Annotated in this window: 25 protein-coding genes and 1 tRNA gene; 12 read left to right on the top strand and 14 right to left on the bottom strand. The window is 68.4% G+C overall.

Annotated elements, in window-relative coordinates:
* Positions 1 to 867: 867 nt before the first annotated feature.
* A complete protein-coding gene (locus tag ACWCOV_RS19475) occupies positions 868 to 1,086 on the bottom strand; it encodes a hypothetical protein (protein WP_449830676.1) in 219 nt (72 codons plus the stop codon).
* 245 nt (positions 1,087 to 1,331) lie between these two features.
* On the opposite strand from ACWCOV_RS19475, the gene ACWCOV_RS19480 reads away from it, so the two are divergent.
* Complete coding sequence (locus ACWCOV_RS19480) at positions 1,332 to 2,243, top strand: DUF4394 domain-containing protein (protein ID WP_449830677.1); 912 nt, start codon at positions 1,332 to 1,334, stop codon at positions 2,241 to 2,243.
* 102 nt (positions 2,244 to 2,345) lie between these two features.
* Here the strand turns inward: ACWCOV_RS19480 and ACWCOV_RS19485 are convergent, their stop codons facing one another.
* The 5 genes from ACWCOV_RS19485 to ACWCOV_RS19505 all read right to left on the bottom strand — a co-directional run bounded on the left by ACWCOV_RS19485 (position 2,346) and on the right by ACWCOV_RS19505 (position 6,120).
* Positions 2,346 to 3,062 carry a response regulator gene (locus ACWCOV_RS19485; RefSeq protein ID WP_449830678.1) on the bottom strand — a complete coding sequence of 239 codons (717 nt, stop codon included), beginning with the start codon at positions 3,060 to 3,062 and terminating at the stop codon, positions 2,346 to 2,348.
* Positions 3,055 to 3,561, bottom strand: coding sequence for an RNA polymerase sigma factor (locus ACWCOV_RS19490; protein ID WP_449830679.1), 507 nt, complete (start codon positions 3,559 to 3,561; stop codon positions 3,055 to 3,057). The genes ACWCOV_RS19485 and ACWCOV_RS19490 overlap by 8 nt, the downstream gene beginning before the upstream one ends.
* A 23-nt stretch (positions 3,562 to 3,584) precedes the next feature.
* Positions 3,585 to 3,740 (bottom strand): hypothetical protein, encoded by a 156-nt coding sequence (locus ACWCOV_RS19495; protein WP_449830680.1) that lies wholly within the window; start codon positions 3,738 to 3,740, stop codon positions 3,585 to 3,587.
* A gap of 91 nt (positions 3,741 to 3,831) precedes the next feature.
* Positions 3,832 to 4,188 carry a hypothetical protein gene (locus ACWCOV_RS19500; RefSeq protein ID WP_449830681.1) on the bottom strand — a complete coding sequence of 119 codons (357 nt, stop codon included), beginning with the start codon at positions 4,186 to 4,188 and terminating at the stop codon, positions 3,832 to 3,834.
* Between the two features lie 150 nt (positions 4,189 to 4,338).
* On the bottom strand, positions 4,339 to 6,120 hold the full coding sequence (locus tag ACWCOV_RS19505; protein ID WP_449830682.1) for a hypothetical protein: 1,782 nt from the start codon (positions 6,118 to 6,120) through the stop codon (positions 4,339 to 4,341).
* A 396-nt stretch (positions 6,121 to 6,516) separates the two neighbouring features.
* Between ACWCOV_RS19505 and ACWCOV_RS19510 the strand changes: the two genes are divergently transcribed.
* Together ACWCOV_RS19510 and ACWCOV_RS19515 are read left to right on the top strand one after the other, a co-directional pair.
* Positions 6,517 to 6,855: a DUF296 domain-containing protein gene (locus tag ACWCOV_RS19510; protein ID WP_449830683.1), complete on the top strand. Its 339-nt coding sequence runs from the start codon at positions 6,517 to 6,519 to the stop codon at positions 6,853 to 6,855.
* Positions 6,856 to 6,952: 97 nt separating this feature from the next.
* Positions 6,953 to 8,089 carry a hypothetical protein gene (locus ACWCOV_RS19515; RefSeq protein ID WP_449830684.1) on the top strand — a complete coding sequence of 379 codons (1,137 nt, stop codon included), beginning with the start codon at positions 6,953 to 6,955 and terminating at the stop codon, positions 8,087 to 8,089.
* 82 nt (positions 8,090 to 8,171) lie between these two features.
* Here the strand turns inward: ACWCOV_RS19515 and ACWCOV_RS19520 are convergent, their stop codons facing one another.
* Positions 8,172 to 10,052, bottom strand: a complete 1,881-nt coding sequence (locus tag ACWCOV_RS19520) for a DNA/RNA helicase domain-containing protein (RefSeq protein ID WP_449830685.1) — start codon at positions 10,050 to 10,052, stop codon at positions 8,172 to 8,174.
* 145 nt (positions 10,053 to 10,197) lie between these two features.
* Between ACWCOV_RS19520 and ACWCOV_RS19525 the strand changes: the two genes are divergently transcribed.
* Both ACWCOV_RS19525 and ACWCOV_RS19530 read left to right on the top strand, forming a co-directional pair.
* Positions 10,198 to 10,545, top strand: coding sequence for a nucleotide pyrophosphohydrolase (locus ACWCOV_RS19525; RefSeq protein ID WP_449830686.1), 348 nt, complete (start codon positions 10,198 to 10,200; stop codon positions 10,543 to 10,545).
* A 156-nt stretch (positions 10,546 to 10,701) separates the two neighbouring features.
* Entirely contained in the window at positions 10,702 to 11,148 is a 447-nt protein-coding gene (locus tag ACWCOV_RS19530; RefSeq protein WP_449830687.1) for a hypothetical protein, read from the top strand.
* Between the two features lie 265 nt (positions 11,149 to 11,413).
* Here ACWCOV_RS19530 and ACWCOV_RS19535 read toward each other — a convergent pair.
* Positions 11,414 to 11,486, bottom strand: a tRNA-Thr gene (locus ACWCOV_RS19535).
* Between the two features lie 39 nt (positions 11,487 to 11,525).
* On the opposite strand from ACWCOV_RS19535, the gene ACWCOV_RS19540 reads away from it, so the two are divergent.
* Complete coding sequence (locus tag ACWCOV_RS19540; protein WP_449830688.1) at positions 11,526 to 12,683, top strand: MFS transporter; 1,158 nt, start codon at positions 11,526 to 11,528, stop codon at positions 12,681 to 12,683.
* Here ACWCOV_RS19540 and ACWCOV_RS19545 read toward each other — a convergent pair.
* Positions 12,640 to 13,839 carry an MFS transporter gene (locus ACWCOV_RS19545; protein WP_449830689.1) on the bottom strand — a complete coding sequence of 400 codons (1,200 nt, stop codon included), beginning with the start codon at positions 13,837 to 13,839 and terminating at the stop codon, positions 12,640 to 12,642. The genes ACWCOV_RS19540 and ACWCOV_RS19545 overlap by 44 nt on opposite strands.
* 82 nt (positions 13,840 to 13,921) lie before the next feature.
* Between ACWCOV_RS19545 and ACWCOV_RS19550 the strand changes: the two genes are divergently transcribed.
* Positions 13,922 to 15,301 (top strand): pyridoxal phosphate-dependent decarboxylase family protein, encoded by a 1,380-nt coding sequence (locus ACWCOV_RS19550; protein ID WP_449830690.1) that lies wholly within the window; start codon positions 13,922 to 13,924, stop codon positions 15,299 to 15,301.
* Here ACWCOV_RS19550 and ACWCOV_RS19555 read toward each other — a convergent pair.
* The gene (locus tag ACWCOV_RS19555) at positions 15,281 to 15,874 is read right to left on the bottom strand and encodes a TetR/AcrR family transcriptional regulator (RefSeq protein ID WP_449830691.1); all 594 of its coding nucleotides are present in this window, start codon (positions 15,872 to 15,874) and stop codon (positions 15,281 to 15,283) included. The genes ACWCOV_RS19550 and ACWCOV_RS19555 overlap by 21 nt on opposite strands.
* Before the next feature lie 63 nt (positions 15,875 to 15,937).
* Here ACWCOV_RS19555 and ACWCOV_RS19560 point away from each other — a divergent pair, with 63 nt between their 5' ends.
* The gene (locus ACWCOV_RS19560; protein ID WP_449830692.1) at positions 15,938 to 16,705 is read left to right on the top strand and encodes an ANTAR domain-containing protein; all 768 of its coding nucleotides are present in this window, start codon (positions 15,938 to 15,940) and stop codon (positions 16,703 to 16,705) included.
* A gap of 68 nt (positions 16,706 to 16,773) precedes the next feature.
* The gene (locus tag ACWCOV_RS19565) at positions 16,774 to 17,067 is read left to right on the top strand and encodes a DUF4287 domain-containing protein (RefSeq protein WP_449830693.1); all 294 of its coding nucleotides are present in this window, start codon (positions 16,774 to 16,776) and stop codon (positions 17,065 to 17,067) included.
* Here the strand turns inward: ACWCOV_RS19565 and ACWCOV_RS19570 are convergent.
* Positions 17,051 to 17,869, bottom strand: a complete 819-nt coding sequence (locus tag ACWCOV_RS19570; protein ID WP_449830694.1) for an ACT domain-containing protein — start codon at positions 17,867 to 17,869, stop codon at positions 17,051 to 17,053. The two genes, ACWCOV_RS19565 and ACWCOV_RS19570, sit on opposite strands and share 17 nt — an antisense overlap.
* 64 nt (positions 17,870 to 17,933) lie before the next feature.
* Here ACWCOV_RS19570 and ACWCOV_RS19575 point away from each other — a divergent pair, with 64 nt between their 5' ends.
* The gene (locus ACWCOV_RS19575) at positions 17,934 to 18,674 is read left to right on the top strand and encodes a TrmH family RNA methyltransferase (protein ID WP_449830695.1); all 741 of its coding nucleotides are present in this window, start codon (positions 17,934 to 17,936) and stop codon (positions 18,672 to 18,674) included.
* A gap of 97 nt (positions 18,675 to 18,771) precedes the next feature.
* Here the strand turns inward: ACWCOV_RS19575 and ACWCOV_RS19580 are convergent, their stop codons facing one another.
* The 3 genes from ACWCOV_RS19580 to ACWCOV_RS19590 form a co-directional block, all read right to left on the bottom strand.
* The gene (locus ACWCOV_RS19580) at positions 18,772 to 19,698 is read right to left on the bottom strand and encodes a hypothetical protein (RefSeq protein ID WP_449830696.1); all 927 of its coding nucleotides are present in this window, start codon (positions 19,696 to 19,698) and stop codon (positions 18,772 to 18,774) included.
* 127 nt (positions 19,699 to 19,825) lie between these two features.
* A complete protein-coding gene (locus ACWCOV_RS19585) occupies positions 19,826 to 20,506 on the bottom strand; it encodes a hypothetical protein (RefSeq protein WP_449830697.1) in 681 nt (226 codons plus the stop codon).
* Positions 20,503 to 20,985: a GNAT family N-acetyltransferase gene (locus ACWCOV_RS19590; RefSeq protein WP_449830698.1), complete on the bottom strand. Its 483-nt coding sequence runs from the start codon at positions 20,983 to 20,985 to the stop codon at positions 20,503 to 20,505. Before ACWCOV_RS19590 ends, ACWCOV_RS19585 begins: the two co-directional genes overlap by 4 nt.
* An 87-nt stretch (positions 20,986 to 21,072) precedes the next feature.
* Here ACWCOV_RS19590 and ACWCOV_RS19595 point away from each other — a divergent pair, with 87 nt between their 5' ends.
* Positions 21,073 to 23,358: an ATP-binding protein gene (locus ACWCOV_RS19595; RefSeq protein ID WP_449830699.1), complete on the top strand. Its 2,286-nt coding sequence runs from the start codon at positions 21,073 to 21,075 to the stop codon at positions 23,356 to 23,358.
* Between the two features lie 198 nt (positions 23,359 to 23,556).
* The coding region (locus ACWCOV_RS19600; protein WP_449830700.1) for a S8 family serine peptidase at positions 23,557 to 25,768 on the top strand (2,212 nt) is incomplete at its 3' end.

The raw sequence follows: 25,768 nt of genomic DNA on the forward strand, positions 1-25,768 counted from the left end.
TCCGACTCCCGCCCGTCCGACTCCGGTTCGTCCGACTCCGGCTCGTCGACCGGCTCGCCCAAGCCGGCACGTCCGCCGACTCATCTCCGGCGCAGTCCTCCGACCAAACCCCGGCGCCGTCCACCAACCCGACCCCGGCGCAGCGACCGACCACGGCCGCAGTCGGCTGGGCTCCGGCGATGCGCCAGGTAGTCGGCCAAGTACTCGCGAGGCCCGCCTGCCCCCAAACCCCCACACCCCAACGGGACAAACCCTCCAACACCTGCCTCGACGCTTCCGGGAACCCGTCCCCACCCCAAGACGGCAAGAACCGCAAACCGTGCACCCCACAGAAGGCGTGCATAGCCCCGGCGTCCCCACGCCCATCAGCCGAGCCCGAGCGCTGACCCGCCAGCCCCGCAGCGACGCCGACGCACCGCCTGCACGTCGGCGCCACCCCGCGGCCCGCCCGACACTCCTCATCACCAAGCAGCAGGACCGGCGCACTGCAGTGCGTCGGTTCCAGATGCGGCTCATCTACGCATGGCTGAGTGCCGGTGCCACTGCGCCTCTCGTCGTCGCATCAGCTGTACGTCGCCGCCACAACGCGGCCCGCCGCGTTCCTCGGGCCGTCCTGACCACCAAGCAGGACCGGCGCGACGCAGTGAGTCGATTCCACATGGGGCTCGTCGGCCCCGGCTGAGCGCCGGTTCCACGGCGCAGCTCGTCGAGCATCAGCTGCGCGTCGGCACGACCGCGCCGCTCGTCGCACCACCGTGCTGCTCGTCGTGCCGCACCGCTCGTCGACGCATCGGCTACGCGTCAGCTCGCCGTACCACCGTGCCGCTCGTTGCGCCAAAGGTGCTTACAGCAACTAGCCCGGTTGGTTCAGTGGCGTTTGCGGCGGTCTGCTTTTGACTGGGCGCGGCGGCGTTTGCGTTCGCGGTGGGCTCGGTCTTCCTCGCTGTGGTGGCTCGAGGTGTTGTGGCCCGGGCTGGTGCTGCCCGGTGGCGCGGTGTCTTCGTTGGCTCTCGTGCGGGAGTTACGGATCAGGACCACGACCACACACAGGATCGCCAGCGCGGAGAACATGACCACGTACCACATGCTGCCTCCTCCCGGTTGCTCTCGATTCTCGACGCGATGCGCGGTGCGGGCCTCATCCACGGCGGGTGACAGTTGCCCGCCGTACCGCCTGCTCGGCTATCGGACAGAACACCGGCCGAGCACATCCGATCGACCGGCAGTGCCGAACAGGTTGAGACGCCACCGGAGCCGGGCCCACCGGTGGTGTCGTCCGGCGACCGGCCGCAACGGGTGGATCGGCGCCGCGTTCGAGAGGGTGAATCAGCATGCAGCAATCACGACGACGCGTCCGGGTCATCGCGGCGACGCTGGCCGCGATCGCCTTACCCGCGACAGCCCTGGTCCTCAGCAACGCAACCCAGGCCACAGCCGGCGCCAGAACAGAGACCGCACCGGCCGCGAAGGTTCAGAGCTCCGACGTGATCGGCCTGACCGACAAGGGCCGGCTGGTGACGTTCCGCCTGACGTCCGCCGACAAGATCTGGCGTACGGCGAAGGTCCAGGGACTGCAGGACGACCAACGACTCGTCGGCATCGACTACCGCGTCCAGGACAGCAAGCTGTACGGCGTCGGCGACCGCGGCGGCATCTACACGATCAACACCACCCGCAACCTCGGCCAGACCACCAAGGTCTCCCAGCTCACCGTCGCGCTAACCGGCCAGAGCTTCGGAGTCGACTTCAACCCGGCCGCGAACCGCCTGCGGGTGATCAGCGACACCGGCCAGAACCTCCGCCACAACCTCGACGACCCCGCCGGTACGCCGGCCGCCGGCACGACCGCCACCGACGGCACACTCGCGTACCCGGGTGTCCCGCCCGCGCCACCGACCACGGCGTCTCAGGTGACGGCGGCGGCGTACACGAACAACGACCTCGACCCGAACACCGCGACAACCCTGTTCGACATCGACACCATGCTCGACCAGGTGGTCATCCAGTCGCCCGCGAACGCCGGACTGCTCGCACCCACCGGCAAGCTGACCGTCGACGCCGGGCCGTGGGCCGGGTTCGACATCTCGACGCGCCGCGACGGCAACCGCGGCTTCGCCGTACTGGAGGTCGGCGGCCGCATGCGCCTGTACGACATCGGCCTGACCACCGGCAAGGCAACCCGCCTCGGCACCTTCCCCAGCAACGTGCGCGTCACCGACCTCGCCGTACCCGTCGCCCGCTAACCCACCTCGCACAGTGACCCACCCCGCCAGGCTCCGGCCCCGTTCGCTGGAGCCTGGCGCCACCGGGCTGACAGCTTGCATGCATGAAAGCTTGCTCGACGGTCAGCGGTTCTCGATGGCGTTGCGAAGGTTGATCTTCTCGGCGATCAGCGACTGAACCTCGGCGATCTCCTTGGTCGACAGCCCGGTCCGGGCAGCAATGTCGACAATCGACAGGTCGTCGGCGAGATACCGCAGTACCGTCTTCTCCAACGGTGTGAACAGGTGCACGCTCGTACCGCTGTCCCGCCGGGTGGTCGCCGCCATGATCGCCGCGGCGATCGGGAACCCGCCGCGAATCGCCTCGTGCAAGGTGGCCTGCAGTTCGTCCATGCTGAACGGCTTGGTGAGAAAACCGACCGCGCCGGCCTCCAGCCCCCGGAACAGAGCCGCCCGGTCGCTCCGTGCGGTCACCATGACCACCCGCGACGACGGGTGCTCCCGGGCGATGATCTCGGTGGCGGTGTAGCCGTCCATGCCGGCCAAGCCGATGTCCATCGACACGACGTTCGGCGGGTTCTCGCGAACTCTCCGGACCGCGTCCTCGCCGCTCTGGGCGATGCCCAGGACCTCGAATCCGGTGCCCTGGAGGATCGCTGCGAGAGCCTCAGCGAGCGCGTTGTCGTCCTCGACGATCAGCACGGTCGGCGGCCCGTCGGTGATCTCCTTCAGCCCCGCCTCGAGGTTCAGGCTGCCCGCCACCTCGTCGCGAGCCTGCCGGTGTGATCCGGCCAGCAGTGCGTCCAGTTCGTGGTCGTCGAGCGGCGGGCGGTCAGCCATGGTGGTCTCCTCTCAGCCCGGCCAGCGAGATCCGGAGTGCGGCCCGGGCGTGGTGCAGACTGACTCGGACGGATGCGGGCGGCCGGTCGAGGATCTCCGCGATCTCCGCCGGCGTGAAACCGTCGATGCTCCAGGCAATGGTCACCCGTTGCCCGAGCGGGAGCCGCCGGATCGCGGCCATCACCTGACGCTCCTGGTCGTGGAACTCGATCCGCCGTACGGCGAGGTCCGAGCGCACCGGCTGGTCGTCGACCTGGCTGACCGGCACCTCGCGCCGTCGCCGCGCATCCTTGACGTAGGCGTTCCGGATCGCGACCCGCACGTAGGCGCGCGGGTTCTCGATCGCCGCCCAGTGCGGGAACGCCTTGGCGCACGCCTCCTGCGCCAGGTCGAACGACTCCTGCCAGCTCGCCCCGATCCGGCGCGCGAACAGCAGCAGGTCCGGGAACTCGCGGCGGTACCAGTCCTCGAACCCGCAGTGGTCCGGTGGCTGCGACATCACGCTCCTCAGGTCAGTGCCGATCAACCTGCGACCGGTTCACGCCGGGACCCGATCTCGGCCCGTACGCCGTGCACGTCCTCGTCGACGTACACACTGCCCAGCGGCAGCCCCGGCACGATCCGAAGCACCCGCTCGTGCCGGTGCCGCTCCCGCACCCACCACCTGACCAAGCTCATCAGACCGGCGACGATACACACGATCAAGACACTCATACCCACAAGGAGCACATTCCGGCCAGACCGTTAACACACGGCCGCAGGGCGTGGATCACAGCCAGAATGTCTGATTGTTCGCCGTGGGTGTGAAGCTGCGGTTGACGGCGTACACGTACATGCCGCGCCGGGTCCGCGTTGCGGTGCAGTAGAGGTTCGCGTTGAGAGTGTTGCTCTGACCCAAGTGCACCTTCGGGGTGATGATGTCATCGCCCCGGTCCCAGTTCGTCCTCCACAGTCCCGCATTCGACGCCTGGATCGCGGTGACCTTGCCGCCGTTCGGGCAGTTCCAGTTCCCGTAGACAACGGAGACCCTGCCAGTTGTCGCGGTTTGCGCCGCCGGCGCGTCCGTACTGGCAATGCCGTACACCACTGCGAGCGCAGACAATGCGGCTGACACCTTCCTGCACATGTCGATTCCTCCCCCTGACCCGTGACACGAGCCCTTCCTTGCAGGCTAAGGATCAAGGTCGGTCTGCCGCGTCCGGGGAATCACTGTCATTTCGCACTGAAGCCGGGCCCAGTGGTTTCACTGTGCCCGGCCTCAGTGCGACTGATGGGGTCAGGGTTGGGAGCGCGGTCCGTGTTCGGTGTCGACGTACAGGCCGTTCGGGTGGGCGGGGGTCTTGGCGCGGGTCGCACGCGACTCGGCCTGGGCCTCGGCTTCGGCCTTGGCGACGTCCACGCCCGCGTCACGGGCACCCTTGGCGACGGCGTCGTACGCCTTGGCGGCCCAGGTGCGCGCCGCGTCGTACTGGTGATTGCGCAGGCTGCTCGACGCCAGCCCGAGATAGACGTCGGCCCGTGCGAGATCGTCGTACGCGCGGATCGCTCCGGGCGCGGCGAGGGCTTCGGCGGCGAGGTCGTTCGCGGCCTGGTTCTGCGCGGCGGTCCGGAACCGGTCCAGGTTGTCGTGGTCGAACTGGCTGAAGTCCCAGTTGAGGTCGATGTAGCTCATCATCGTGTTCGACTGGTCGCCGAGCCAGGCGAAGTACGTCGGTCCGCTCGGGTCGAACAACTCACCGGTCGTGCCGTCGTACCCGTCGTGCGGGTGCGCCAGCCCGATGTGGTGCCCGACCTCGTGAATGATCGTGGTGCTCAGCCCGTAGCCGGACTCGACCACGTCCGGTGACGCGAAGTTGAAGACGAAGCTCTGGGTGCCGTCGACATAGTTGCTGTCGGCAAATCCCAGCGCCGGTACGTCGACGCCCGGCCCGACCGCGTAGTTGAAGATCGGCAGCTCGTAGTCGACCTTGCCCTGGTCGTCGAGGACCCGGCTGAGCTCGCGCTTGTTCTGCAGGTAGAAGTTCGCGAACGGCTCCAGTCCCTCTTCGGGATAGCAGGAGACGTTGTTGAGAAACGCGTCGTAGCAGCGCTTGGCCTCGCCGTCGAACGCGAGATCCTGGTCGTCGTACGTCAGCTTGGTCTGCTTCAGCACCTCGCCGAGCTCGGCCTTGACCAGCGGCGGCTTGATGTACTTGCTGTTGGCATCGGTCCCCGGCCAGCCCTCGTACGTGTTGCTGTCCAGGTTGATCGACTTGGCCGGCCCGTCCACCGGCAGGTCCGCCGGGTACAGCGGGGAGCTGGTGAAGAGCAGCTGCAGGGCGACGTACCGGATCAGCTTGGCCAGGTCGCCGGTCAGCGCGGACGGCGGCCGGTACCCGCCGGCGGCGTACTCCCAGGCCGGTGGGATGCGGTAGTCCGGCACGTTGTCCCCGTCGAGGTCCGCGTCGTCGACGTTCCAGCTGCCGGACGCCGCGTCGGGCCCCGCGGACAGGTCGTGGAACCAGATCCGGTGGGTGCTGCCGAGACCGCTCTCCTCGTCCTTGGCCGTCGTACCGCCCCAGGCGACGATCTTGCGGCTCGCCCGCTCGGTGCCGAAGTTGTACCCGGTGTCCGGGTCCGGCTCGTCGGTCTTGGTGTACACGTGGAACTTGAAGTCGGCGCGATCGTGCCAGTTGATCAGGAACACCGTGTTCCGCCGGGTGTCCACCCCCGCCGGCGGATTCTTCGCCAGCCACTTCTCGACACTCGGCGCGTCGATGTGATGGTTGGCGGTCACATCTCGATTGTTCTTCTGCTGCGCGTTGTAATCCGCCTGGAACGACGTCACCGGCGCCGGCTTGGCCAGTTTCGCCAACTGCCCGAAGAACCGATCCTGGTACTTCCGATCCGCAAACCGAACCTTGTAGTCGTAGCTGTACGTGATCCCGATCTTCTCGTCGATCCCCGCCATCAACCGAGTCATCACCTTCGGCTGATGCGTCTTCGGCAACGCACCCATGAACGCCGCCACATCAACCTTCTCCGGCTGATAACCCAGGAAAACGATGTTGACCGGCACCCGCTCAACCAACGCCGGCTTCCCACCCGGATTCAAATACCGAAACCCCGGCACCGGCGCCCCACTAGCCGGCGCCGCAACCACCCCTCCCGCCACCACACTCGCCACCACAGCGCCAACCGCAACCAACCGCCGCATAACCCCTCCGTTCACCCCAGCAGAACGGCTCAGTCTCCCATCACTCAGCGCAGAACCACTTGCACTGACACCAACCTGCCAGCGTTACGCCTCTCCGCTACGTTGCTCATCTCGACCGACCGTAGAGTCCTTGAAGGAGCAGCCAGTGCAAGCAGCCGAAGTCACTCCCGGCCGGACATTCGCCGTCCGCTTCGACCACGGCGAGGACTTCTACACCGCCGTGTCCGCACCCACAACATCCGCCAGGGCTTCATCCCCATGTTCATCGCCGGCCGACGCGACGTCGAACTGGTCGGCAGCTGCCAACGCATCGAAGACCCCGAGGCGCCCGTCTGGAACTCGGTCCACCTCGAGTACGTCGAAGCCCTAGGCGGCGTCACTCTCGCCTACGACGAGGCAACCGCGGAACTCCGCCCCCACATCCACGTCTCCGTCGGCCTCAAGACCCACTCAGCCACCGGCTACACCAGCCACCTCCTCGGAGCCACCGTCCAGTTCCTCACCGAGATGTACGTCGTCGAGGTCACCGACCCAGCCTGGACACGACCCCGCACCCCAGCGCTGTACGACGTACCTCTCCTGACCTTCGACACCTGAGGCGTACTCAAGCAGGCCCTCTCAGTCATGCGACGGGAGAGCAGCCCAGCGGCCATCATCGGAACGTGCCGGCCCGGGCGGACAGCAACCTGCCCAGGTGGCCGCGTTGGAGTCGGTCGGGCCGGGCGTCTGTGCTGGGTCAGGGCGCATGTTCGGGCGTACCGTCGAATATCGGCCGTTCGCCAATCTCGGTGTGCTGGCAATCGGCCGCTGGGAGCTGCGGTCGGAATTCGGGGCGACAGTGCGTCGTATGCAACACAGTCTCGGGATACCAGTCGTCACGATCGCCTCTGCAGTGCTTGTCTTTTCCGTCGCAGCAGCCCTTGGAGTGAATGCATCGACTGGAGTGCCGGAGAGCAACGCCTTTGTCGACAGTGGTCCTTGGGCCGTTTGGCGCATGGTCGCTGCGACTGCGAGCGTGCTCTTCATCGGCCTGTTCTTGGCCGCGGTCCGCGTCCTGCGCGCCGCAGCCGAGTGGGGTCTCGATGCCAGTGCATCCAAGGTGAGGACGTACTTGGTGTGTGCATTGGCAGGTACGGGCGTACTGGTCATCGGCCGCTTCATCGTCGGCAGTGGCACCCCGGATCTGCCTGTCCGGTATCTGAATCTGCGGGTCGGCTCTGTGCTGTTCACCGCCCTGCTGGCCGGCATCCCGTTCGTCGTACTTGTTTGGCTCGCGCACGACACATGTCATCTGCTGCGAAGGCAGATCGAGACCCTGCCTGCGCTCGCGCTCAAGCCTGAGGTTCCCTCGACAGACCCGTCCGACCGGGGCAAGCCGCAACCGCACCGTGAGGTGATCTCCAGGCTGCTGCGCGTGTGGGACCTACTCGGACTGTGCGTCGGAGCGTTCGCGATTGGTGTGGTCGCCGCCATCGTGACGGCGAGCTCGCTACGCGCTGCGCTCCTTGAGGCTCAACCTGACCGAGCCCACGAGTTCCCCGCTGTCAACGTCCTGTACTACGGCATACTGTTCGCCGCGCTTGCCTCGGTGCTCAACCTCCCGCTCGTCGCCGCCTGGAGGCGATCCGCGCGGAGCATGGTCGACCGGACCTACCCTCTCCCACCCGACGGCCAACCAACAGATGAGTGGTTGGCGGCCAGGGCTCGCCTCGAGGCCCTCCTACACCTCGACGTCTCGCTACTACGGAACCCACTCACTGCCCTCACGGTCCTGTCGCCACTGCTCACGAGCTCACTGGCCGCCTTCATCCCACAGGTCGGCGGTCCCTGAGACCGACAAGCCAAGCCGTACATCGCAACGCCCGAGTCGGCGAGGTGGGCTGTGGCCCGAAGGCTCATCACTCTCGGGCTCGTCAGCCTGTTGTCGTGATCAGTTCATGGAGAGCATGCCGGGTTTCGGGGTCGGGGGAGTAGAGCACTGTACCCATCATCCCGCGGGTCAGGAGGACCTTGTAGGTGTTGCGAACGAGGCGGTCGAAGGCTGCATCGTCCGTGGCCTTCCGATTCTTGAAGGCGGGGTCCTTGTTGGCGTCGCGAACCGTGGTGAAGCGCCCGTCGCGCCAGACGAGGTCCGGGCCGAGGATGACGCCACTCCAGTCGTACTCGAACCCCTGTGCTGTGTAGATACAGCCGACCTGACCGAACCCGTTGGGGTCGGTAGCCCAGAGGGCAGCCGGCGGAGCCTGCCCGACCTTGCGCTCGCCCTTGACGTTCCACGGGCGAGCCCAACTGCCGATCTGGACGTCCTCAACGAGGGTGTTGTCAGGGCGCGGGTTACTCCACGGCCAGCAGTAGCCCGCTGAAATGCGCGCGCCGTAGCCCGCTGCGACCTTGTCCTTGAGAAGGGACTCCATGGCTTCGGGGCTGTCGGCAACTCGAACATCGAATGCCGGGTCGCCCGCCCATTCGCCCGGTCCTTCACTCGAGAGGCCGAGGAGGCGTTTGACCCACTGGACGTACTCCTCGCTGCCGCCACAGCGGAACTGCGCATCGAGGTCGATCTGATAAACGTCGAAGCCGAGGTCAGCGGCGTACCGGGTGATCTCTTCCGCAGTCCCGAGCTCGCCCGGCTTCACCACCTGATGCTGATCGAGCAGGAATACAGGGACACGCGCGGCGGCGATCAGCTCGTCGACTTGCCGCCGTCCGGTCCGGAGCGCGGCCTTGGTGTAGCGGTCGACAGAGGTCTCTCGGATGCGGTGCGCTTCGTCCAGGATCAGCACGTCCAGGTCGTTGGGCTCTGCTTCCATGAACTGGTTGAAGTATTTGAACATCCTCTGGACGCGAGGCTGCCGTTCTCCAGCGACCTTCCGGAGAGTCTGAGTGAACGAGCGCGAGCCCGTCGCGTGGAGGACGCTGCGTCCCCGCCGAGCCAGGTCCCCGAGCAGGGACAAGGCGATCACGCTCTTGCCGCTTCCGGGCCCGCCGGTGACGATGACGACCGACTTGCTGTCGCTGCGCCGCGCACGTTCGACTTGGTGCAACACCAGCGAGTGCGCCAGCTTCTGCTCGGCGACCAGGACGAATCGCTCCCGCCGCTGCACTTCGTCGGCCGCGACCGCGAGCAACTGCTTCGACGGCGCAATCGCAGAGTTGATCAACTGATCGGCGTACGGACTCCCTGGAACATTTGGATCGAGCCTATCGCGAAGAAACTCGATGAACTCGCCACGGCGTGCACCGGTGAAGAGCTGCCCTCTGCAGTCCTGCGGATAGTCATAGAGGTCTCGCACATCCGCCTCAGCCATGGCGTTGTGCAGGTATGCCGCACCCGCGACAGCGTCTGGTTGGCCGTCCAGGAACTTGGAGAAGTCGGCCATGTACTCGCAATACCCACGCACCTGGGCGACCGGGTGCAGCCGAGGTGCGTTCGGGTAGCCGTCGATCAGAACGAGCTCGCTGTCCTCGTCCCAGGCGGCTGCGCGACTCCACTGCTTGAGCTCGATGACGACGTACGACGGTCCGCCCGTCCGCGGGTGGCGACCGGCGAGGACGACGTCCGCTCGCTTCGACGTCAGTGGAAGGTGATGTTCGACGAGTACCTCGACCTTGCTGAGCCCAGCCTGCTCAAGGTCCTGAGCGAGAACCGGCAGGCTGCGCTCCCATGACCTGACCTCTGCCGGCGCGGCCCGGCGGCCGGTGTGAAAGAGCATCTGCTCGGCGATCCTCAGTGCGAACTGCTGATCAAGCGTCAGCGTTACGAACCCAGCGCCGGATTGGCGGAACAGCGTCACGAGTTGAGTCCCCAGGCAGCACGAATCAAGGTCGTGCGGGTGGGGGCATGTCCTGTGAACGCTGCCGTTCGGCGGAAGCCCGTCGGGCCGCGCCTCCGACTCTACCTATTCAGCCGGGGACCAGGATCCGTGTCATGCTCGCGGCGTGTCTGATCTGATCGAGTTGCGAGACCGCATGCGCGCGTTCACCGAGGAACGCGACTGGGGACAGTTCCACGACCCAAAATCCCTCATCCTCGCCCTCGTCGGCGAGGTAGGCGAGCTAGCCGAACTGTTCCAATGGCTCCCCGCTGACACCGCAGCGGATCGCGTTCGCGACGAGCACCTCCACGACCGCGTCGCCGACGAACTAGCCGACGTCGTGATCTACCTCGTCCGCCTCGCCGACGTCCTGGACATCGACCTCAATGAGGCAGCCCTCCGCAAGCTACGAGCATCTTCCACGCGATTCCCAGCCGAAGAGGTCCACGGCCAAGCACCAGAGAAGCGCTGAAGTGCTCGGACTCGGTCAGGCCGCGAGTTCCACCCTCAGGAGGGGAGCGACGCAAGCGCGCGCGTAGGGCGGGTTGCCTTGAGGTCACTCATAGGTATGCCTGCCTGGGTCTCGAGACTCCTGAGGTAAAGCGATGGCGTGGCTGCGTGAGCTTTGATGTTGGTCTTCTTCGCCAAAGGCGTCCTGTTGCCAGTGCTCTCGTCGTCGATGTCGTTCTTGATGCGCCACGCTTTCGAAAAGATGGGGGATGTCGACCTGCATGTCGCGGAAATGCGCCTTGTCAACGGCTGGTTCATCAGCCAGGCCGACGTGCCCTGTGCCATCAACGGGCGTAAACCCCTTATGAGCGGCCGAGTCGCGGGTGTGTATCGCGGCGCCGAACAGCTCACCAAGCACACGGCACCTGCCGGTGGGGTTGAGCCTGCAGTTGTGCCTGAATCGATTTGCAGACCGTCACAGAGCACGCTGGCTCGGCTACCCGCAGCGGTGAGTCGGGCGATGGGATCGGGGGATCTTGCGGCTGTGGTGAGGTTGGGGCGTCATAGCTGCAGCGTCACTCGCATCGACGAGCTCGGACCCGGCGACAGTCAGACGCTTCGATGAGGACTTGGGGCATTCAGCAGCAGGATCGCGAAATGTCGGAGACTTGGCGCCATGGTCGGCAGCCGTCCGGACTCGACAGTCCGCGTGACGAACGGTCATCTTTCGGCGAAGCGCCGGCCGAGCCGTCGATGGCGCGCGGCAGCGCGCACGGGCGGGCGGTAGCCCGCAAGGTTAGGGCGGGTGGGAGCGTGCGGAGCGGGCGCGACGAGGAGCGGAGCGACGAGGAGTGGCTGCGTAGCGCGCGTGGGTAAGACCAGTACTCGAGAGCCGGTGAGGGGACTCGAACCCCTAACCACCGCTTTACAAGAGCGGTGCGCTGCCAGTTGCGCCACACCGGCGGGTGTAACGTGCTGGACCATCTTAGAGGATGGTGGGCGGTGGGGTTTCGGCGGTTGTGGGTGGCTCGGGCGGTTTCGTTTCTGGGGGACTCGCTGGGGTTGGTGGCGTTGCTGCTGTACGTCGAGGGGGCGACGGGGGCGGCGTTGGCGGTGGCGTTGTTGCTGTTGGCGGGGGACTTCACGCCGGGGTTGTTCGGGGCGTTCGCGGGGGCGATCGGGGATCGGTTCGACCTGCGCAGGGTGATGATCACGTGTGATGTCCTGCAGGGGGCGTTGGTGGTGGCCATGGCGGTCGCCCTGCCGCCGCTGCCCGTGCTCCTCGCGCTGGTCGCCGTACGGAGTCTGGTGGCTCAGGTGTTTCAGGCCAGTTCGCGGAGTGCGGTGCCGGCGCTCGTGAGGGACGAGGAGCTGGAGCGGGCGAATTCGTGGCTCGGGGCCTGGACGAACGGGCTGGAGGCGGTCGGGCCGCTGGTGGCCGCGGGGCTGTTCCTGGTGATCGACGTACGCGGGATCCTGCTGATCGACGCGGCGACGTTCCTCGTGTCCGCGGTCCTGCTGAGCGGGCTGCCGAAGCTGCCGCCGAGCGGACCAAGACACCACTCGTTGATCACGGATGCCAAGGACGGTCTCGGGTACATCTGGCGGACCAAGGCTGTCCGGGTCATCGGGCTCGGGTTCTTCGCCGTGGTCGCGTTCAGCGGGGTGGACGACGTCGCGATGGTGTTCCTCGGCAAGGACGAGCTGCGCGGAAGCGACTCCGCCGCGGCGACGCTCTACGCCGGCGTGGGCATCGGCCTCGTCGCCGGGTACGCCGTACTGACCCGGTACGCGACCCGCTTCCGCATGCCCGCGCTGATGCTCGCCGGGTTCGCGATCAGCAGCGTGGGCAACCTGTTCACCGGCCTCGCGTGGGCGATTTGGGCCGCGCTCGCGCTCCAGGTGATCCGCGGCCTCGGCATCGCGGCCCTCGACGTCGCCATCAACACCCATCTCCAACGCATCGTGCCGGCGCACATGCGCAGCCGCGTCTTCGGGAATCTGTACGGCGCCATCGGTCTGGCCGCCGGCGTGTCGTACATCGGTGGCGGCCTTCTCCTCGAGCACACCGACGCCCGCGTCACGTTCGTTGCCGCGGGCATCGGTGGGTTGCTCGCTACAGCTGCGACGGCGATCGGAGTACGGCGATCGGCCGCTTGAGCGACCGCGCTCCCGGTACGGCGATCAAGGCGATCAGCGCCATCACGAGGAAGGCCGCGGACGGGCGGTCGACGAGCAGCCCGACCACGACGGCGACGAGCAGGCCGCCGAGGTTGCCGGCCATCCAGATCAGGCCGGCCGCGGTGCCTTCGGCTTCTCCGGTACGGCGTTCCACGAGTTCCAGCACGATGGGGAGCGCCGGAAGGAGCAGGAGACCGATCAGGGTGATGGTGATGAAGGCGGTGGCCACGCCCGGGGCAACCGCGAGTACGACGCAGGCGACCGCGGTCAACCCCAGGCTGAAGACGAGGTGAGTCGATTCGGCGCGGCGGCGGGCGACGACGACGGGGATGATGGCGCTGCCCAGGACGCCGGCGACCACGTTGACCAGCAGGATGGCGCTTGCTGCGGCACTGCTCACACCGGCCGGCTCCAGAAGGGCCTGAGCGAAGGTGCTTAGGGCAACGAAGACGCCGAAGGGGAAGATGGCCAGGACGGACAGGCGGCGGATCAGCGGGTCGGCCCAAGCGATCCGCAAGGGACTGCGCTCGCCGGGAACGCGCTCGTCGGGCCGCAGTCTGGCGGGGACGAAAGAGCCGGCGCTGCGTAGGGCGATGGTCAGGACCGCTGTTGCGCCCAAGCAGAAGGCGGCGCTGACCGCGAGCATGGGGCGCAGGGACGAGCCGAAGATGGCGCTGAGGAGGAAGGCGAGCATCATGCCGGCGAAGATGCTGGCGGTGCCCACGGCGATGCCTTTCGGCCGGTCGTCCGGGGCCAGGTACCGGCCGGTGATGCCGGTGACCGCGTTCAGCACGAGCGGTTGGGCGATCGAGGCAATGATCTGCCCGGCGAGCAGCCAGCCGTAGTCGTCGCCGACCAGCCGCACAGCAGCACCGGCAAAGGTCAGCCAGGCGCCGACGACCAGGCCGGGCCGGAACCAGCGGTCCAGGACCAGACCACAGGGGATCGCGAGTACGACGTACAGCAGCGGGAACACCTGGGCGAGCCAGCCGATCGCGCTCTCGGACACGCCGTACTGCGTGGCCGCGTCGGTGGTGACGCCGGCGAAGTTGAGCCAGACCAGCTGGGTGGCCGCGCCGACCAGGGAATAACCGACGATCGCCGCCCAGCGACTCCCGGTCACCACTCGCGCCATTCAGATCCTCCAGCCGAAGCGCCTCAGCGAACTGTAATGCCGTCACACGCCGGTTCACACGCGTCCGGCGTACAAAGAAGACATGACTGATTGGGAGGGGCCGCTCGGCGAGGCGTACGAGCGTGCACAGGCATATCTCGCAGCGCTTCCGGAGCGACCGGTCGGCCCGCGGGCCACCGCGGAGGAGCTACACGCCGCGCTCGGCGGTGCGCTGCCGGAGCAGCCGACGGACCCGCAGGAGGTGATCGCGCACCTCGCCAAGGGCGTCGAGGAGGGGTTGTTGCCGAGCGGCAGCGGCCGGTTCTTCGGGTTCGTCTTCGGCGGCGCGACCCCCGCGGCGCTCGCGGCCGACTGGCTCACCACGGTCTGGGACCAGAACGCGGGCCTGTACGCCGCCTCACCCGCAGCGGCTGTGGTCGAGGAAGTCGCGGCGAGTTGGCTGGTCGAGCTGTTCGGGCTGCCGAGCGGTACGTCGGTCGGCTTCGTGACCGGGGCGCAGATGGCCAACTTCACCGGGCTCGCGGCGGCGCGGCACGCCGTACTGCGGCAAGCGGGGTGGGACGTCGAGCGGGACGGTCTGATCGGTGCCCCGCCGATCCGCGTGCTGGCCGGCGCCGAGCGGCACGACACGGTCGACCGGGCGCTGCGCTTCCTCGGCCTCGGCACGAGCTGCATCGTGCCGATCGAGGTCGACGGTCAGGGGCGGATGCGGGCCGACGCGCTCGCAACAGCGCTGCAAGACAACGGTCCGACGATCGTCTGCGCGCAGGTAGGCAACGTGAACACCGGCGCGATCGACCCGATCGCCGAGATCTGCGACCTCGCGCACGCGGCCGGCGCCTGGGTGCACGTGGACGCCGCCTTCGGACTGTGGGCCGCGGTCAGCCCAACCCTGCGAGAACAGCTGGAAGGCATCGACAAGGCCGACTCCTGGGCGACCGACGCGCACAAGTGGCTGAACGTCCCGTATGACTCGGGCCTGGTGCTCTGCGCCCAGCCGAATGCTCACCGCGCCGCCATGTCCGTGCGCGCTTCGTATCTGATCCATGACGAGAACGGCGAGCGCGATTCGCTCGAGTTCAACCCGGAGTTCTCCCGGCGAGCCCGCGGTTTCGCCGTGTACGCCGCCATTCGGGCACTCGGGCGTGAAGGGATCGCCGAGATCGTCGATCGGTGTCACGCGATGGCGTGCCGGTTCGCGGGCAGCCTCGAAGCACAGGGCGTCGCCGTACTGAACGACGTCGTGCTCAACCAGGTCCTGGTCCGCTTCGGCGACGACGACGAACTGACCCGCAAGGTCGTCCGCGCCGTCCAGCAGGAAGGCACCTGCTGGATGTCCGGCACCACCTGGCACGGCAAGGCCGCCATGCGCATCTCGGTCAGCAACTGGACCACGGACGAAGAAGATGTCGACAAGTCGGTCGCGGCGATCCTCCGCTGCCTAGGTCGCGAAGGACTCTAGCTGGGCTAGGGCGGCGTCCAGGGAGTCGCGGAGGGGGGCGGGGCGGCGGAGGGTTTGGGAGAGGAGTACGCCGCCTTGCATCGCGGCGAGGAGCGTGTTGGCCAGGGAGTCCGGGTCGGCGTCGGGGCGCAGCAGGCCCTGGTCGCGCATGGCGTGCAGGTGGTGCCGGAACCGGTCGAGCCACCGGTCGTAGCCGTCGGCCAGGTGAGCGCGCGTCTCCGGGCTCGACTCGGCGAGCTGGCCGGCGAGGGAGCCGAGCTCGCAGCCGCCCTGGAACTTCCGCGCCGTCTGCCGTGCCACCACCTGGTCGGCCCACCGGCGCCACGCCTCGAACGAGTCCAGCACCGGCTCTCGATCCATCGCCGCATCCGTCTGCCACTCGATCACGTCGTCGATCAGCGTCTGCTTGTCGTGGAAGTAATGCGTGAGCTGTGAGCCGCTCACGCCCGCGGCCCGGCGGACGTCGTCCAGCCCGGTCCGGGCGACTCCCTGGCGCAGCACCAGGTCGGCCGCGGCGGCCAGGATCCGGCCGCGGGTCGCCCGGCCCTTGGCCGTCAGGCGCTGCTCGCTCACGACACCGAGCCTAACCCCGTCTGGGTCCCCGAACCCAGAAACGCCATGGCGCATGATGGAGCCATGGGTGAGGGGATTCTGGAGCTGGCGCAGGAACTGATCGAGGTCAGCCGGCTGGTGGAGGACGACGACGTCGCGACCACGCTGGGCCGGTTCGTCAGCCGGGTGGTCCGGACAGTGCCGGAGTGCGAGGAGGCCTCGATCACCGTGCTCGCCGGCGACACGGCGGAGATCGTCGCGCGGTACCACAAGACCGCCGACCCGGTCGCCGAGCCCGCCCGCGCCACGCTGGCCGCGCAGCTGACCGATATGAACGGCCCGATGGCCGATGTCCTGACGTACGGCGAGCCGCACCGGATCGCGGACCTGGCCGCGGACCACCGCTGGCCGGAGTTCGCGGCGGCGGCGATCAACGCCGGATACCGGAGCAGTCTGCTGCTGCCGTTGCCCGCGGTCACCGGGTCCACGGCGGCGTTCAGCCTGTTCTCGGCCAAGGTCGACGCCTTCGGAAGTACGTCGTACGACGTCGTGCTGCTGTTCGCGATGCACGCCGGGGTCGCGTTCGACAACGTGCAGCTGTTCAACGACAGCCGGAGCCTGATCGACCAGCTGCGTACGGCGCTCATCACCCGGACCGTGATCGGCCAGGCACAGGGCGTGCTCATGCACCGCTACGGGATCACGGCCAGCGTCGCGTTCGACGTACTCAAACGCGCCTCGCAGGACACCAACGTCAAGCTCCGCCAGCTGTCCACTGATCTCGTGGACGCGCAGAACGAGGGCCAGCTGTCCGCGGCGCTGCGCAAGTACGGCCTGCAAACCGGCGAGTGAGGGGTGTCGATTTCCGGCCGAACCGATCGACGCACTGGTGCAAGCACACTTCGTGAAGGAGACACCAGATGTCGTTCCAGGCGTACTTGGACAAGATCGAGGAGAAGACCGGCCGGACCCCGCGGGCACTGGTCGAGCAGGCGAAGCAGCTCGGGTACGACGCTCCGGACGTCAAAGCCGGCGTGATCTGCGACTGGCTGAAGGCGGACTACGACCTCGGCCGCGGGCACGCGATGGCCCTGGTGCACGTGATCAAGAACGGGCCGGTGATCAGCGACAAGCACGTCGGTCGCAAGGGGCCGCACGGGGACGCGTCCAACGTGCTGTGGCTCGACGGCAAGGCGACTAACCCGGCCGGCTGACCAGGGCGAGCTCCGCCAGCTGGGCGAGGCGGTAGGCCCGGGCGGACTCGGCGGGCGTGAACGGCTCGCCGGGGCGGGTGAACGCGAACAGGCCGGTCCAGGGCGACGGGATCTTGAGCACGGTCCCGTCGGCGGGCAGTGGACCGGCCAGCGCGGCCCGGTCGGTGACGAGCTGGGCGCCGAGCAGCTCGGCGACCGCGTGCGGGAGCTCGCTCGGGTCGCCGACCACGCGCGCCGACAGGCTGAGCGCCTTCGTCTGGCCGTCGACCAGCGCGAGCGTGGTGGTCGGCCACACGTGCACGTCCCGGCCGCCGGCCGACTCGATTGCTTCCAGCAACGATTCCGGAGTGGTCGGGTCCGGCGTCGAGACGACGAGCTCGTCGCGGACGCCGTCCGGCATCGGGTGCACGTGCAGCCCGAGGATGTTCGCGTCCAGCTCGGCCAGTTCGTGCGTCAGCCGCTCGAGCGCGCCGGCCCGGTCCGCGAGCGTGACCCGGATCCGCCAGAGCGCGTCGACGCCGGAAGTGGGCCGGGTATGCGGTGCGTGCAACCACGAACGGAGCAGTCGCATCGTCGACGGCTCGATCACCCAGATCACCAACGCAGTGGTCGCGATCACGAGCAGTGTGACGGCGACGACGTACGGCGGATGGAACGCCAGCACGACCGCGTGGAGGGCGAACTCGACCGGGAAGATCGCGAGCAGCTTGGCCACGGTCAGCCGCAACCGCCGGGGATGCGGCAGCCGCCCGCACACCTCACAGGCGGTGCCACCGATGAGCGCCGTACGCAAGGGTTCCATGCTTCCGAGCGTGCCGGACGGACGTTGCTCAGCTGTTGCGGCGATATGAAGTTACCGTAGGCGGGTGGAATCGAAGAGGTCGCCGCGGGACAAGTGGATCACCATCTACGGGCGGAAGCCGGTCCTCGAGGCGCTGCACGACCCGAAGCTGTCGGTGGCGAAGCTCGTCGTGGCCGACAACGCTACCGGGCAGTCGCTGCACGAGATCCTCCGGGCGGCGTCGAAGTACGACGTACCGGTCGAGCGGGCGACCGCCACGCGGGTGAAGTGGCTGGCGGGGAACGGGAAGCACGACCAGGGTGTGGTCGCGGACGTGGATGCGCCGCGGATGACGCCGCTGGAGGAGTTCGTCCGGGCTCGTGGGAAGCGGCCGACGAACGTGTTCCTGCTGGACGGGGTGACGAACCCGGGAAACGTCGGGATGATCCTGCGAACGGCGACCGGGGCCGGGTTCGACGGCGTGATCCTGCCGCGGGCGGGGACGCCGCATGTCGGTCCGCTGGTGATCAAGGCATCGGCGGGGGTCGCCTTCCAGGCTCCGATCGTGAACACGTCCACCGCTGAGGCGGCCGTCGACTTCCTGCGCACCGCGGGCTACCACGTCTACGGTCTGTCGGCTCGGTCACAGGAGTCGCTGTTCAAGGCAGACCTGGCACCACGAGCTGTCTACGTCCTCGGCGGCGAGACCAACGGCCTCACCGTCCGCACCGACTCCGACCTCCAGATCCCGCTGCACGCCAACGTCGAGTCCCTCAACGTCGCCATCGCCGCCGCGGTCGTCGCCTTCGAGGTCACCAACCGCTGACCTCGCCCAGCCGCCGGGTCGCGAGCACGAGGATCAGGGTAGACACCGCCGGCCGCCGGGGGTGAGGCCCGGCGGCCGGCGGTGGGGTGTGGGTGGGTCAGGGGCAGCGGGGGGCCTTCTTGCCGTCGGGGGCGATGGCGAACCAGACGTTGCCGACGCCGTAGCCCGCGGTCTGGCCGAGCTTCTTGTCCTTGTGGAAGTAGTACAGCGGCCAGCCGTTCAGGGTGAGCTGCTTGCCTTCCGGGCGGTCGATCGTGCCGACGGAGTTGCGGTTGATCTTGCTGCTCAGGATCTTGACGCCGTTCTTGCCGGCCAGTACCGGCTCCCACTTCTTCGTGCACTCACCGAAGCACGTGGTGCGCGAGGGCTTGGCCGAGTCGTTGTCGAACCGGTAGATGGTCCGGCCGGCCTGGTTGGTGACGAACGGCATGAAACCGTCGACCACGTTGACGGTCAGCGTCTGCACGTCCTTCTGGACCGGCGCCGTCGTCTCGGTCTGGGTGGTCGACTTCGCCTTGCCACCTTGCGGGTTGACCGCGAACCACACGCCACCACGCCCCTGGCCGGCGAGCTCGCCGAGCCGCAGGTCGTCCTTGAAGTAGTACAGCGGCCAGCCCTTGAGCGTGACCTGCTTGCCCTCCGGGCGGGCGATGGTGGAGATCAGCCGCTCGTCGACCCCGCCACCGTCGATCTCGACGCCGGATCCGGCGAGCACCGGCTCCCACTGCTTGGCGCAGGCGTCGAAACACGTCGACTTCGACGGGTTCGCCGAGTCGTTGTCGAACCGGTAGACGGTGCGACCGTTCGCACTCGTCAGAATCGGCGTCAGGCCCGGCACCTGCGAGACCTTCAGCACCTTCGGCTCCTCCTGTTTCTCAGCAGCAGCCGGAGCGTTGGCAGCGGCCGGAGCGGCCTTGTTTTCCTGGCTTTCGGGAGCGCTTTTGTCGGCGAACGCCGTACTGCAGGCTGACAGTGTCAGTACGGCGGCAAGCGCGGTGATCGTCGCGGCAAAAGACTTCCTCATCAGATCCTCCATGCGTCTGGAACGGTCTGGTACGTGTGCTCTCGGACCAGGACACGTGCACTCCGGAGGATCGGTTCAACGGTCGCGAGGAATTTCCTCGCGACCGCCAAACCGTTGCTACAGGCAATCAATTGCGCTTGAGCAGCCCGATCGCCGCGATGGTGAGCCACAGCGGGCCGGTCATCCCGGCCATGTACTGCGCCGGGCTGACGCCGAGGAAGACGGTGAGCGCACCGAGGACGAGGCTGACCCAGGCGAGCCACGGCGCGACCGCCTTGAACTTCCGGCCGGCGATGCCGAGGGCGAGCGCGGCGACGCCGGCGCCGACCCACAACCACGGCACGGTGCCGATCCAGTGCCCGAAGAACGCCGCGGTTTCCGGCACCAGCAGGTCCGGTTCCTTCACGCCGAACACGAACTCGGTGGTCAGCGCCGACCCCATCAGCAGCGCCACCGACACCAGCATCAGGCCGGACCCGGCCACCTGCGGGAGCAAACTACCTTCCGGTGTCGTGTACACGAGCCGGCGACGCAGCCCGGCGGCGAACACGAGCAGGAGTACGGCGGACAGCATGGCTGCGGTGTGCATCGCGAGGATCGGCCCGGTCTGCTCCGCCAGCTTCGCCGTGATGCCGGCGGCGTCACCGGCGAGCTTGTCGTCGTACACGGCGTTCGCGAGGCTCGAAGCGACGACGGTGGCGATACCCGCCAGACCTGCGCCGAGGCCGGCCAGGACCCATCCCTTCCCCTGTGAGTGATGGATCGAGGCGGCGTGGCTGCCGCCGGTCGTCACGAACGTGCTGGTCATTTCGGTTCCCCCTGTGTCCGATGGTGCGTGTAGTGCGGGTTGGTGAGCGGCCAGTCGGCCGCGATCCAGCGCGGCACGAGCTCGTCGAGGGCTGCCTCGATCGGCCCGCCGGTGAGCCAGTCGACGACCCACCAGGAGATCTCCGCGTCCGTCCCCTCGTGGATCGGCGGGTCGATGTAGACGCAGCCGAGCAGCTCGGTCTCGCCGTTGTCGAACAGCGCGTAGTTGAACGACTCGTGGGTCTCCATCTCGGCCTCGTGCCGGGCCAGGTCCGCGCGGTCCTGCTCGGCGGTCATCGTCGCGGGCGGCCACCCCCAGGCCTCGCCGTACAGCGACCAGAGTCGTTCCTGCGACCCCATCACCGCCTGCATGTCCAGGTCGACGTCGGTCGCCCGGATCGGGCGGAGGTGGTGCCCTGTCGTCAGTGGCACCCGGAGCGGGTGGTTCCAGCCTTCCGGGAGCCAAGCGGTTGTTGTCATGGATTCAGCGTCGTGGCCGAGCGCGCCACAGACCACGGGCAGGACTCGTACACTGCTCGCACAGTTCAATGCGCGGGGGAGACCTGGATGTTCGCGGACGGGGCGAAGTCGGATGCGCACTTCGGCCTGCTCCTGCGCTCGCTGCGGGAGCGCGCCGGACTGACCCAGCAGGAGCTCGCCGAGCGCGCTGAGCTGACCACGCACGCCATCAGCTCACTGGAGCGGGGCACTCGGACCCGGCCGTACCCGCACACGGTCCGGTCACTCTCCGATGCGCTCGGCGCCACCGAAGGTGAGCGTGCGGCGCTGATCGCCGCGGTTCCCCGCCGCAAGACTGCCGAACCGGTGAGCCGGCCGACCGGCCTGATGGTCCCGCCGACCCCGTTGTTCGGCCGCGACGACGACATCGCGGCGATCGCCGCGCTCGTCCGCGACGGAGCCCGCCTGGTGACACTCACCGGGCCCGGCGGCGTCGGCAAGACCCGGCTGACGGCCGCGGTGTCCGACGTACTCGCGGCTGACTTCCCGGACGGCGTCGTGCAGGTCTCGCTCGCGCCGCTTGCTGATTCGTCGACGTTGATGGCCACGATCGGGCGTGCGCTCGGTCTCGCGGGTGTCGATGCACCGGGTGCCTTCGACCTGGTGGCTGCGCAACTGCGGGACTCGCGCCTGTTGCTGGTGCTTGACAACTTCGAGCACTTGCTCAGCGCCGCGGCCCCGACCGGGCAGCTCACGGCCCTGTGTCCGGCGCTGACCGTGCTCGTCTCTAGTCGGTCGCCGCTCCGGGTCCGGGGCGAGCGCGAGTACATCGTGGAACCACTCGACCTGCCGGCGCGGGACTCCGTCACGCTCGACGACATCCGCGCCCACGCGGCCGGTGCTCTCGTGCTGGATCGAGCACTGGCGGTCGGAGCGCGGCCGTCCGAGGACGACGTACCGGCGTACTCCGAGCTGTGTCACCGCCTCGCGGGTCTGCCGCTGGCCATCGAGCTCGCCGTCGCACAGCTGCGGCTGCTGTCACCCAGAGCGTTGCTCGATCGACTGGAGTCGGCGGGCAGAACCTCGGGCGCCCGCGACCTGCCGGAGCGGCAACGCACCATGCGGGCCACTCTCGACTGGAGCTACAGCCTGCTCGATCCCGATCAGCAGCGCCTGTTCACGCTGCTCGGCGTGTTCCGCGGTGGCGCCACGCTCGAGGCCGTCGAGGCGGTGGCGGCCGACGGCGACGTACTCGGGTTGCTGCAGGACCTCGCCGAGCACTCGCTCGTTCGCGTCCGGGGCGACCGTCTCGACCTGCTCGAACCCATTGCGCAGTACGCCCGAAGTCTGCTCGTCGGCGACCGCGCTGCCACGGCCGGGCGTGCCCACGCCCGCGTCTACCTCAGCCTCGCCGAACAGGCGGCGGCCGGGTACGAGCGCGCCGACCAGGTCGAGTGGCTCGAGCGGATCGAGGAAGAGGAGGCGAACCTCCTGGTCGCCGTCGAACGCTCCCTCGACACCGGCGACGCCACCACCGCCGCGCGCATCACCTGGTTCATGTGGCTGTACTGGTGGATGCGCGGCCAGTTCACGATCGGCCGCCGGCTCGCCGAGCAGTGCTTGGCCGCCGAGCTCCCGCCGTGGGAACGCAGCCGCGTCAACCTGGCCGCCGCCACGATGACGTACGCCGCCGGGGACCAGGCGGCGGCCGCGTCGTACTGGGCCGCGGCCGATCTCTGTGCCAAGGATCAGGACGATCCCGAGGTCCGCGCCAAGGCCATCGCCGGGACCGGGCTGGCCGCTCTTGCGGGCGGCGACCTCGACCTGGCCGAGGACCGCTTCCGGGTCGCCCTCGACTTCGCCCTCCACGACCGTGGCTCGCCCTGGCTGGCCTCGCTCGTCCACGTCTGGCTCGGCACGTTGCAGCTCCTTCGGGGTGATCCCGCGGCCGCCGTACCGGAGATCGAGCGCGGTCTTCACCTGGCCAGGAGGCGGGGCGACCGGCTGGCGACGTACGTTGCCCTCTACAACCTTTCCCAGGCCGCCCTCGCGCTCGCCGACTACCAACTCGCCCGGCGGCGCGTCGAGGAAGGCATCGCGCTGTCCCGCGAGACCCGTGATCTGGCCAATCTCGCCTATTTCGTCGAGAGCCTCGCGGTCATCGAGTCGAAGGAGGGCAACCACCTCCGCGTCGCCACTCTGCTCGGAGCCGCGACCGGTCTGCGCGACACGGTCGGTGCCGACGTCTACGCGTACTACCTGCCCGACGAGAGCCTGCGCGACGCAGCACAGCAGGCAGCACGGCTCACGCTGGGCGAGGACGCGTACGACGCAGCCGTCGCCGCCGGCCGCTCCCTCGACCCAGCCGCCGTACCAGAGCTCGCCCAGAGGTGATCCCAGCATCCCGGGGTGATGGCCCAACGCGAGCTCGCCAGCTGTCCAGCCTTGATCAAACCGTTGTCGAGTCCAGCAGCTTTCGTGTAACGCCGTAGGTGGTTCACGCGATTTAGTCGTGAGGCCGTGATCCGCTGCCCGCTCTTCCGCCCTGTCTGAAGGTTCTTGGGGGTTCCCTTGTTGTCCCGTTCTGCCCGCATGCTGCGGCTGGCCGTGCCTGCGGCCCTGGTCGCGGCCGGTTTGGTCGTGGTGACCGGTTCGTCCGGCTCCGCCGCCGAGCCCGGCCCGTACCGGCCGCCGTTCACGGCCCACCAGACCGCGTCCAAGGCCGAGTTCGAGCCGAACTCGGTGATGGTCAAGTTCAAGAAGAAGGCGACCAACTCGGCCCGCAAGGCCGCGGTGTCGAAGGCCGGCGCGACCGCCGACAAGTCGGTCGCCGCCGCGGGTGTGGTGAAGCTGACCGGCGACCTGCCGGCGCCGGACCTGCTGAAGAAGGTCAAGGCCGACCCGGCCGTCGAGCTCGCCTCGCTGAACTACCAGCGCCGGATCGCCGCCGTGCCGAACGACGAGTGGTACGGCACGGACCAGGCGGCGTACCTGAACACCGTCCGGATGCCGCAGGCCTGGGACCTGTCCAAGTCCACCGGCAACCAGATCGTCGCCGTGCTGGACACCGGCGTCGACGCCGGGCACCCGGATCTGGCCGGCCGGCTGGTGCCCGGGTACAACGCGACCTCGCCGAACCGCGGCCCGATCGACGACAACGGCCACGGCACCATGACGCTGGGCATCATCGCCGCGGCCGCGAACAACGGGATCGGCGTGGCCGGCGTCGGCTGGACCACCAAGGCGATGCCGGTGAAGGTGCTGGACGCGACCGGCAGCGGGTACGACGTCGACATCGCCGAAGGTGTCGACTGGGCGGTCGCGCACGGCGCCAAGGTGATCAACATGTCCCTCGGCGGCCCGGGCGACAACGCGGTCCTGCACGACTCCATCCGGAACGCCGTGAACGCCGGCGTCACCGTGGTCGTGGCCGCCGGCAACGACGGCAGCCCGGTGTTCCAGTACCCGGCCGCCTACCCCGAGGTGATCGCGGTCGGCGCGACCAACGAGGGCGGCGCCCTGACCAGCTTCAGCTCGTACGGCGACTGGGTCGACGTCGCCGCCCCGGGCTGGAACCTGCTCACCACGGGCGTCCGTGCGATGACCCCGCCCGGCTACCTGCCGTACTGGTACTGCACCGGCACCTCCTGCTCGGCGCCGATCGTGGCCGGCGTGGCCGCACTGGTGAAGAACAAGTGGCCGGCGTTCACCCCTGCGCAGATCGCGACCCGGCTCAAGGTGCTCGCCCGGGACGCCGGTCCGCGCGGCACCGACCCGTACTACGGCGCCGGCATCCTGGACGCGTACGCCGCCCTCGGCGGCAAGTGGACCACGGACTTCCCGGTCAATCCGGCCGACGGCAACGACCAGCCGGCCCGGGCGACCAAGCTGACCGTGACCGCGTCGACGCCGGCCACCATCTCGGCGCCGATCAGCGTCGAGGGTGAGACCGACTGGTACGCCGTCGACTCGGCCGCGGCCCGCAACCTCAAGGTCTCGGTGACCGGCGCGCTCTTCGACGAGGAGCAGTTCCCGGTCAACGTCGGCCCGGAGATCCAGGTGTACGACGCGACCCTCGGACCGGCGGCGCTCACCGACAACCCGTTCCCGAACGAGATCGACCCGACCACCGGTGGCCCGAAGTGGCAGAAGCTGACCGCGGACACGGACGTCAGCGCCGAGGCGGGGACGACGTACATCGCGGTGCGCAACACCAACGGCTCCCGCGACTCCCGGCCCTACACACTGACGGTCAGCGAGGGCGGCACCGGTGTGCCGGACCACGGCGGCTTCCCAGGCTCGACCCTGGACGTCTCGCCGGCGGACCTCTCGTCCGGCGCGGCGGTGACGGTGACGCCGACGCTCACGTTCCCGCGGGACATGAACCCGAGCACGGTCACGCCGGGCCGGGTCAAGCTGGTGCACGGCAAGACCGGCGCGCTCATCCCGGCCGGCGTCACCTACGACGCGGCGACCCGGAAGGCGACCATCACGCCGAACGCGCCGCTGCTGGACAACACGCCGTACAAGATCATCGGCGAGGTGCTCGAGTTCGCCGACGGCACCGGCCTGCCGCTGGTCCGGACGGTCTTCAGCACGGCCGACCTGGCGCCGGCGAAGCTCACGACCTTCACCGGTAGTGGCGCTTACCTGGCCGCCAACCTGGCGTGGACGATTCCGCCGACGCCGGACCTCGACCAGGTGATCGTGCGGCGCAACGTCGGCAGCAAGGCGCCGACGCTGACGACCGGGACGCTGGTGTACGCGGGTACGGCGTCCGCGGTGAAGAACACCGGGCTCGCGC

Source organism: Kribbella sp. NPDC002412 (assembly GCF_053592935.1).

What these genes read in the sequence shown, in the direction of transcription:
- ACWCOV_RS19490 (WP_449830679.1), bottom strand. Translation starts at nt 3,561, where the DNA reads ATGTCGCAGCCACCGGACCACTGCGGGTTCGAGGACTGGTACCGCCGC.
- ACWCOV_RS19485 (WP_449830678.1), bottom strand. Translation starts at nt 3,062, where the DNA reads ATGGCTGACCGCCCGCCGCTCGACGACCACGAACTGGACGCACTGCTG.
- ACWCOV_RS19590 (WP_449830698.1), bottom strand. Translation starts at nt 20,985, where the DNA reads ATGACAACAACCGCTTGGCTCCCGGAAGGCTGGAACCACCCGCTCCGG.
- ACWCOV_RS19585 (WP_449830697.1), bottom strand. Translation starts at nt 20,506, where the DNA reads ATGACCAGCACGTTCGTGACGACCGGCGGCAGCCACGCCGCCTCGATC.
- ACWCOV_RS19530 (WP_449830687.1), top strand. Translation starts at nt 10,702, where the DNA reads ATGTTGGTCTTCTTCGCCAAAGGCGTCCTGTTGCCAGTGCTCTCGTCG.
- ACWCOV_RS19595 (WP_449830699.1), top strand. Translation starts at nt 21,073, where the DNA reads ATGTTCGCGGACGGGGCGAAGTCGGATGCGCACTTCGGCCTGCTCCTG.
- ACWCOV_RS19580 (WP_449830696.1), bottom strand. Translation starts at nt 19,698, where the DNA reads ATGAGGAAGTCTTTTGCCGCGACGATCACCGCGCTTGCCGCCGTACTG.
- ACWCOV_RS19510 (WP_449830683.1), top strand. Translation starts at nt 6,517, where the DNA reads ATGTTCATCGCCGGCCGACGCGACGTCGAACTGGTCGGCAGCTGCCAA.
- ACWCOV_RS19545 (WP_449830689.1), bottom strand. Translation starts at nt 13,839, where the DNA reads ATGGCGCGAGTGGTGACCGGGAGTCGCTGGGCGGCGATCGTCGGTTAT.
- ACWCOV_RS19500 (WP_449830681.1), bottom strand. Translation starts at nt 4,188, where the DNA reads ATGTGCAGGAAGGTGTCAGCCGCATTGTCTGCGCTCGCAGTGGTGTAC.
- ACWCOV_RS19495 (WP_449830680.1), bottom strand. Translation starts at nt 3,740, where the DNA reads ATGAGCTTGGTCAGGTGGTGGGTGCGGGAGCGGCACCGGCACGAGCGG.
- ACWCOV_RS19570 (WP_449830694.1), bottom strand. Translation starts at nt 17,869, where the DNA reads ATGGAACCCTTGCGTACGGCGCTCATCGGTGGCACCGCCTGTGAGGTG.
- ACWCOV_RS19550 (WP_449830690.1), top strand. Translation starts at nt 13,922, where the DNA reads ATGACTGATTGGGAGGGGCCGCTCGGCGAGGCGTACGAGCGTGCACAG.
- ACWCOV_RS19480 (WP_449830677.1), top strand. Translation starts at nt 1,332, where the DNA reads ATGCAGCAATCACGACGACGCGTCCGGGTCATCGCGGCGACGCTGGCC.
- ACWCOV_RS19475 (WP_449830676.1), bottom strand. Translation starts at nt 1,086, where the DNA reads ATGTGGTACGTGGTCATGTTCTCCGCGCTGGCGATCCTGTGTGTGGTC.
- ACWCOV_RS19560 (WP_449830692.1), top strand. Translation starts at nt 15,938, where the DNA reads ATGGGTGAGGGGATTCTGGAGCTGGCGCAGGAACTGATCGAGGTCAGC.
- ACWCOV_RS19565 (WP_449830693.1), top strand. Translation starts at nt 16,774, where the DNA reads ATGTCGTTCCAGGCGTACTTGGACAAGATCGAGGAGAAGACCGGCCGG.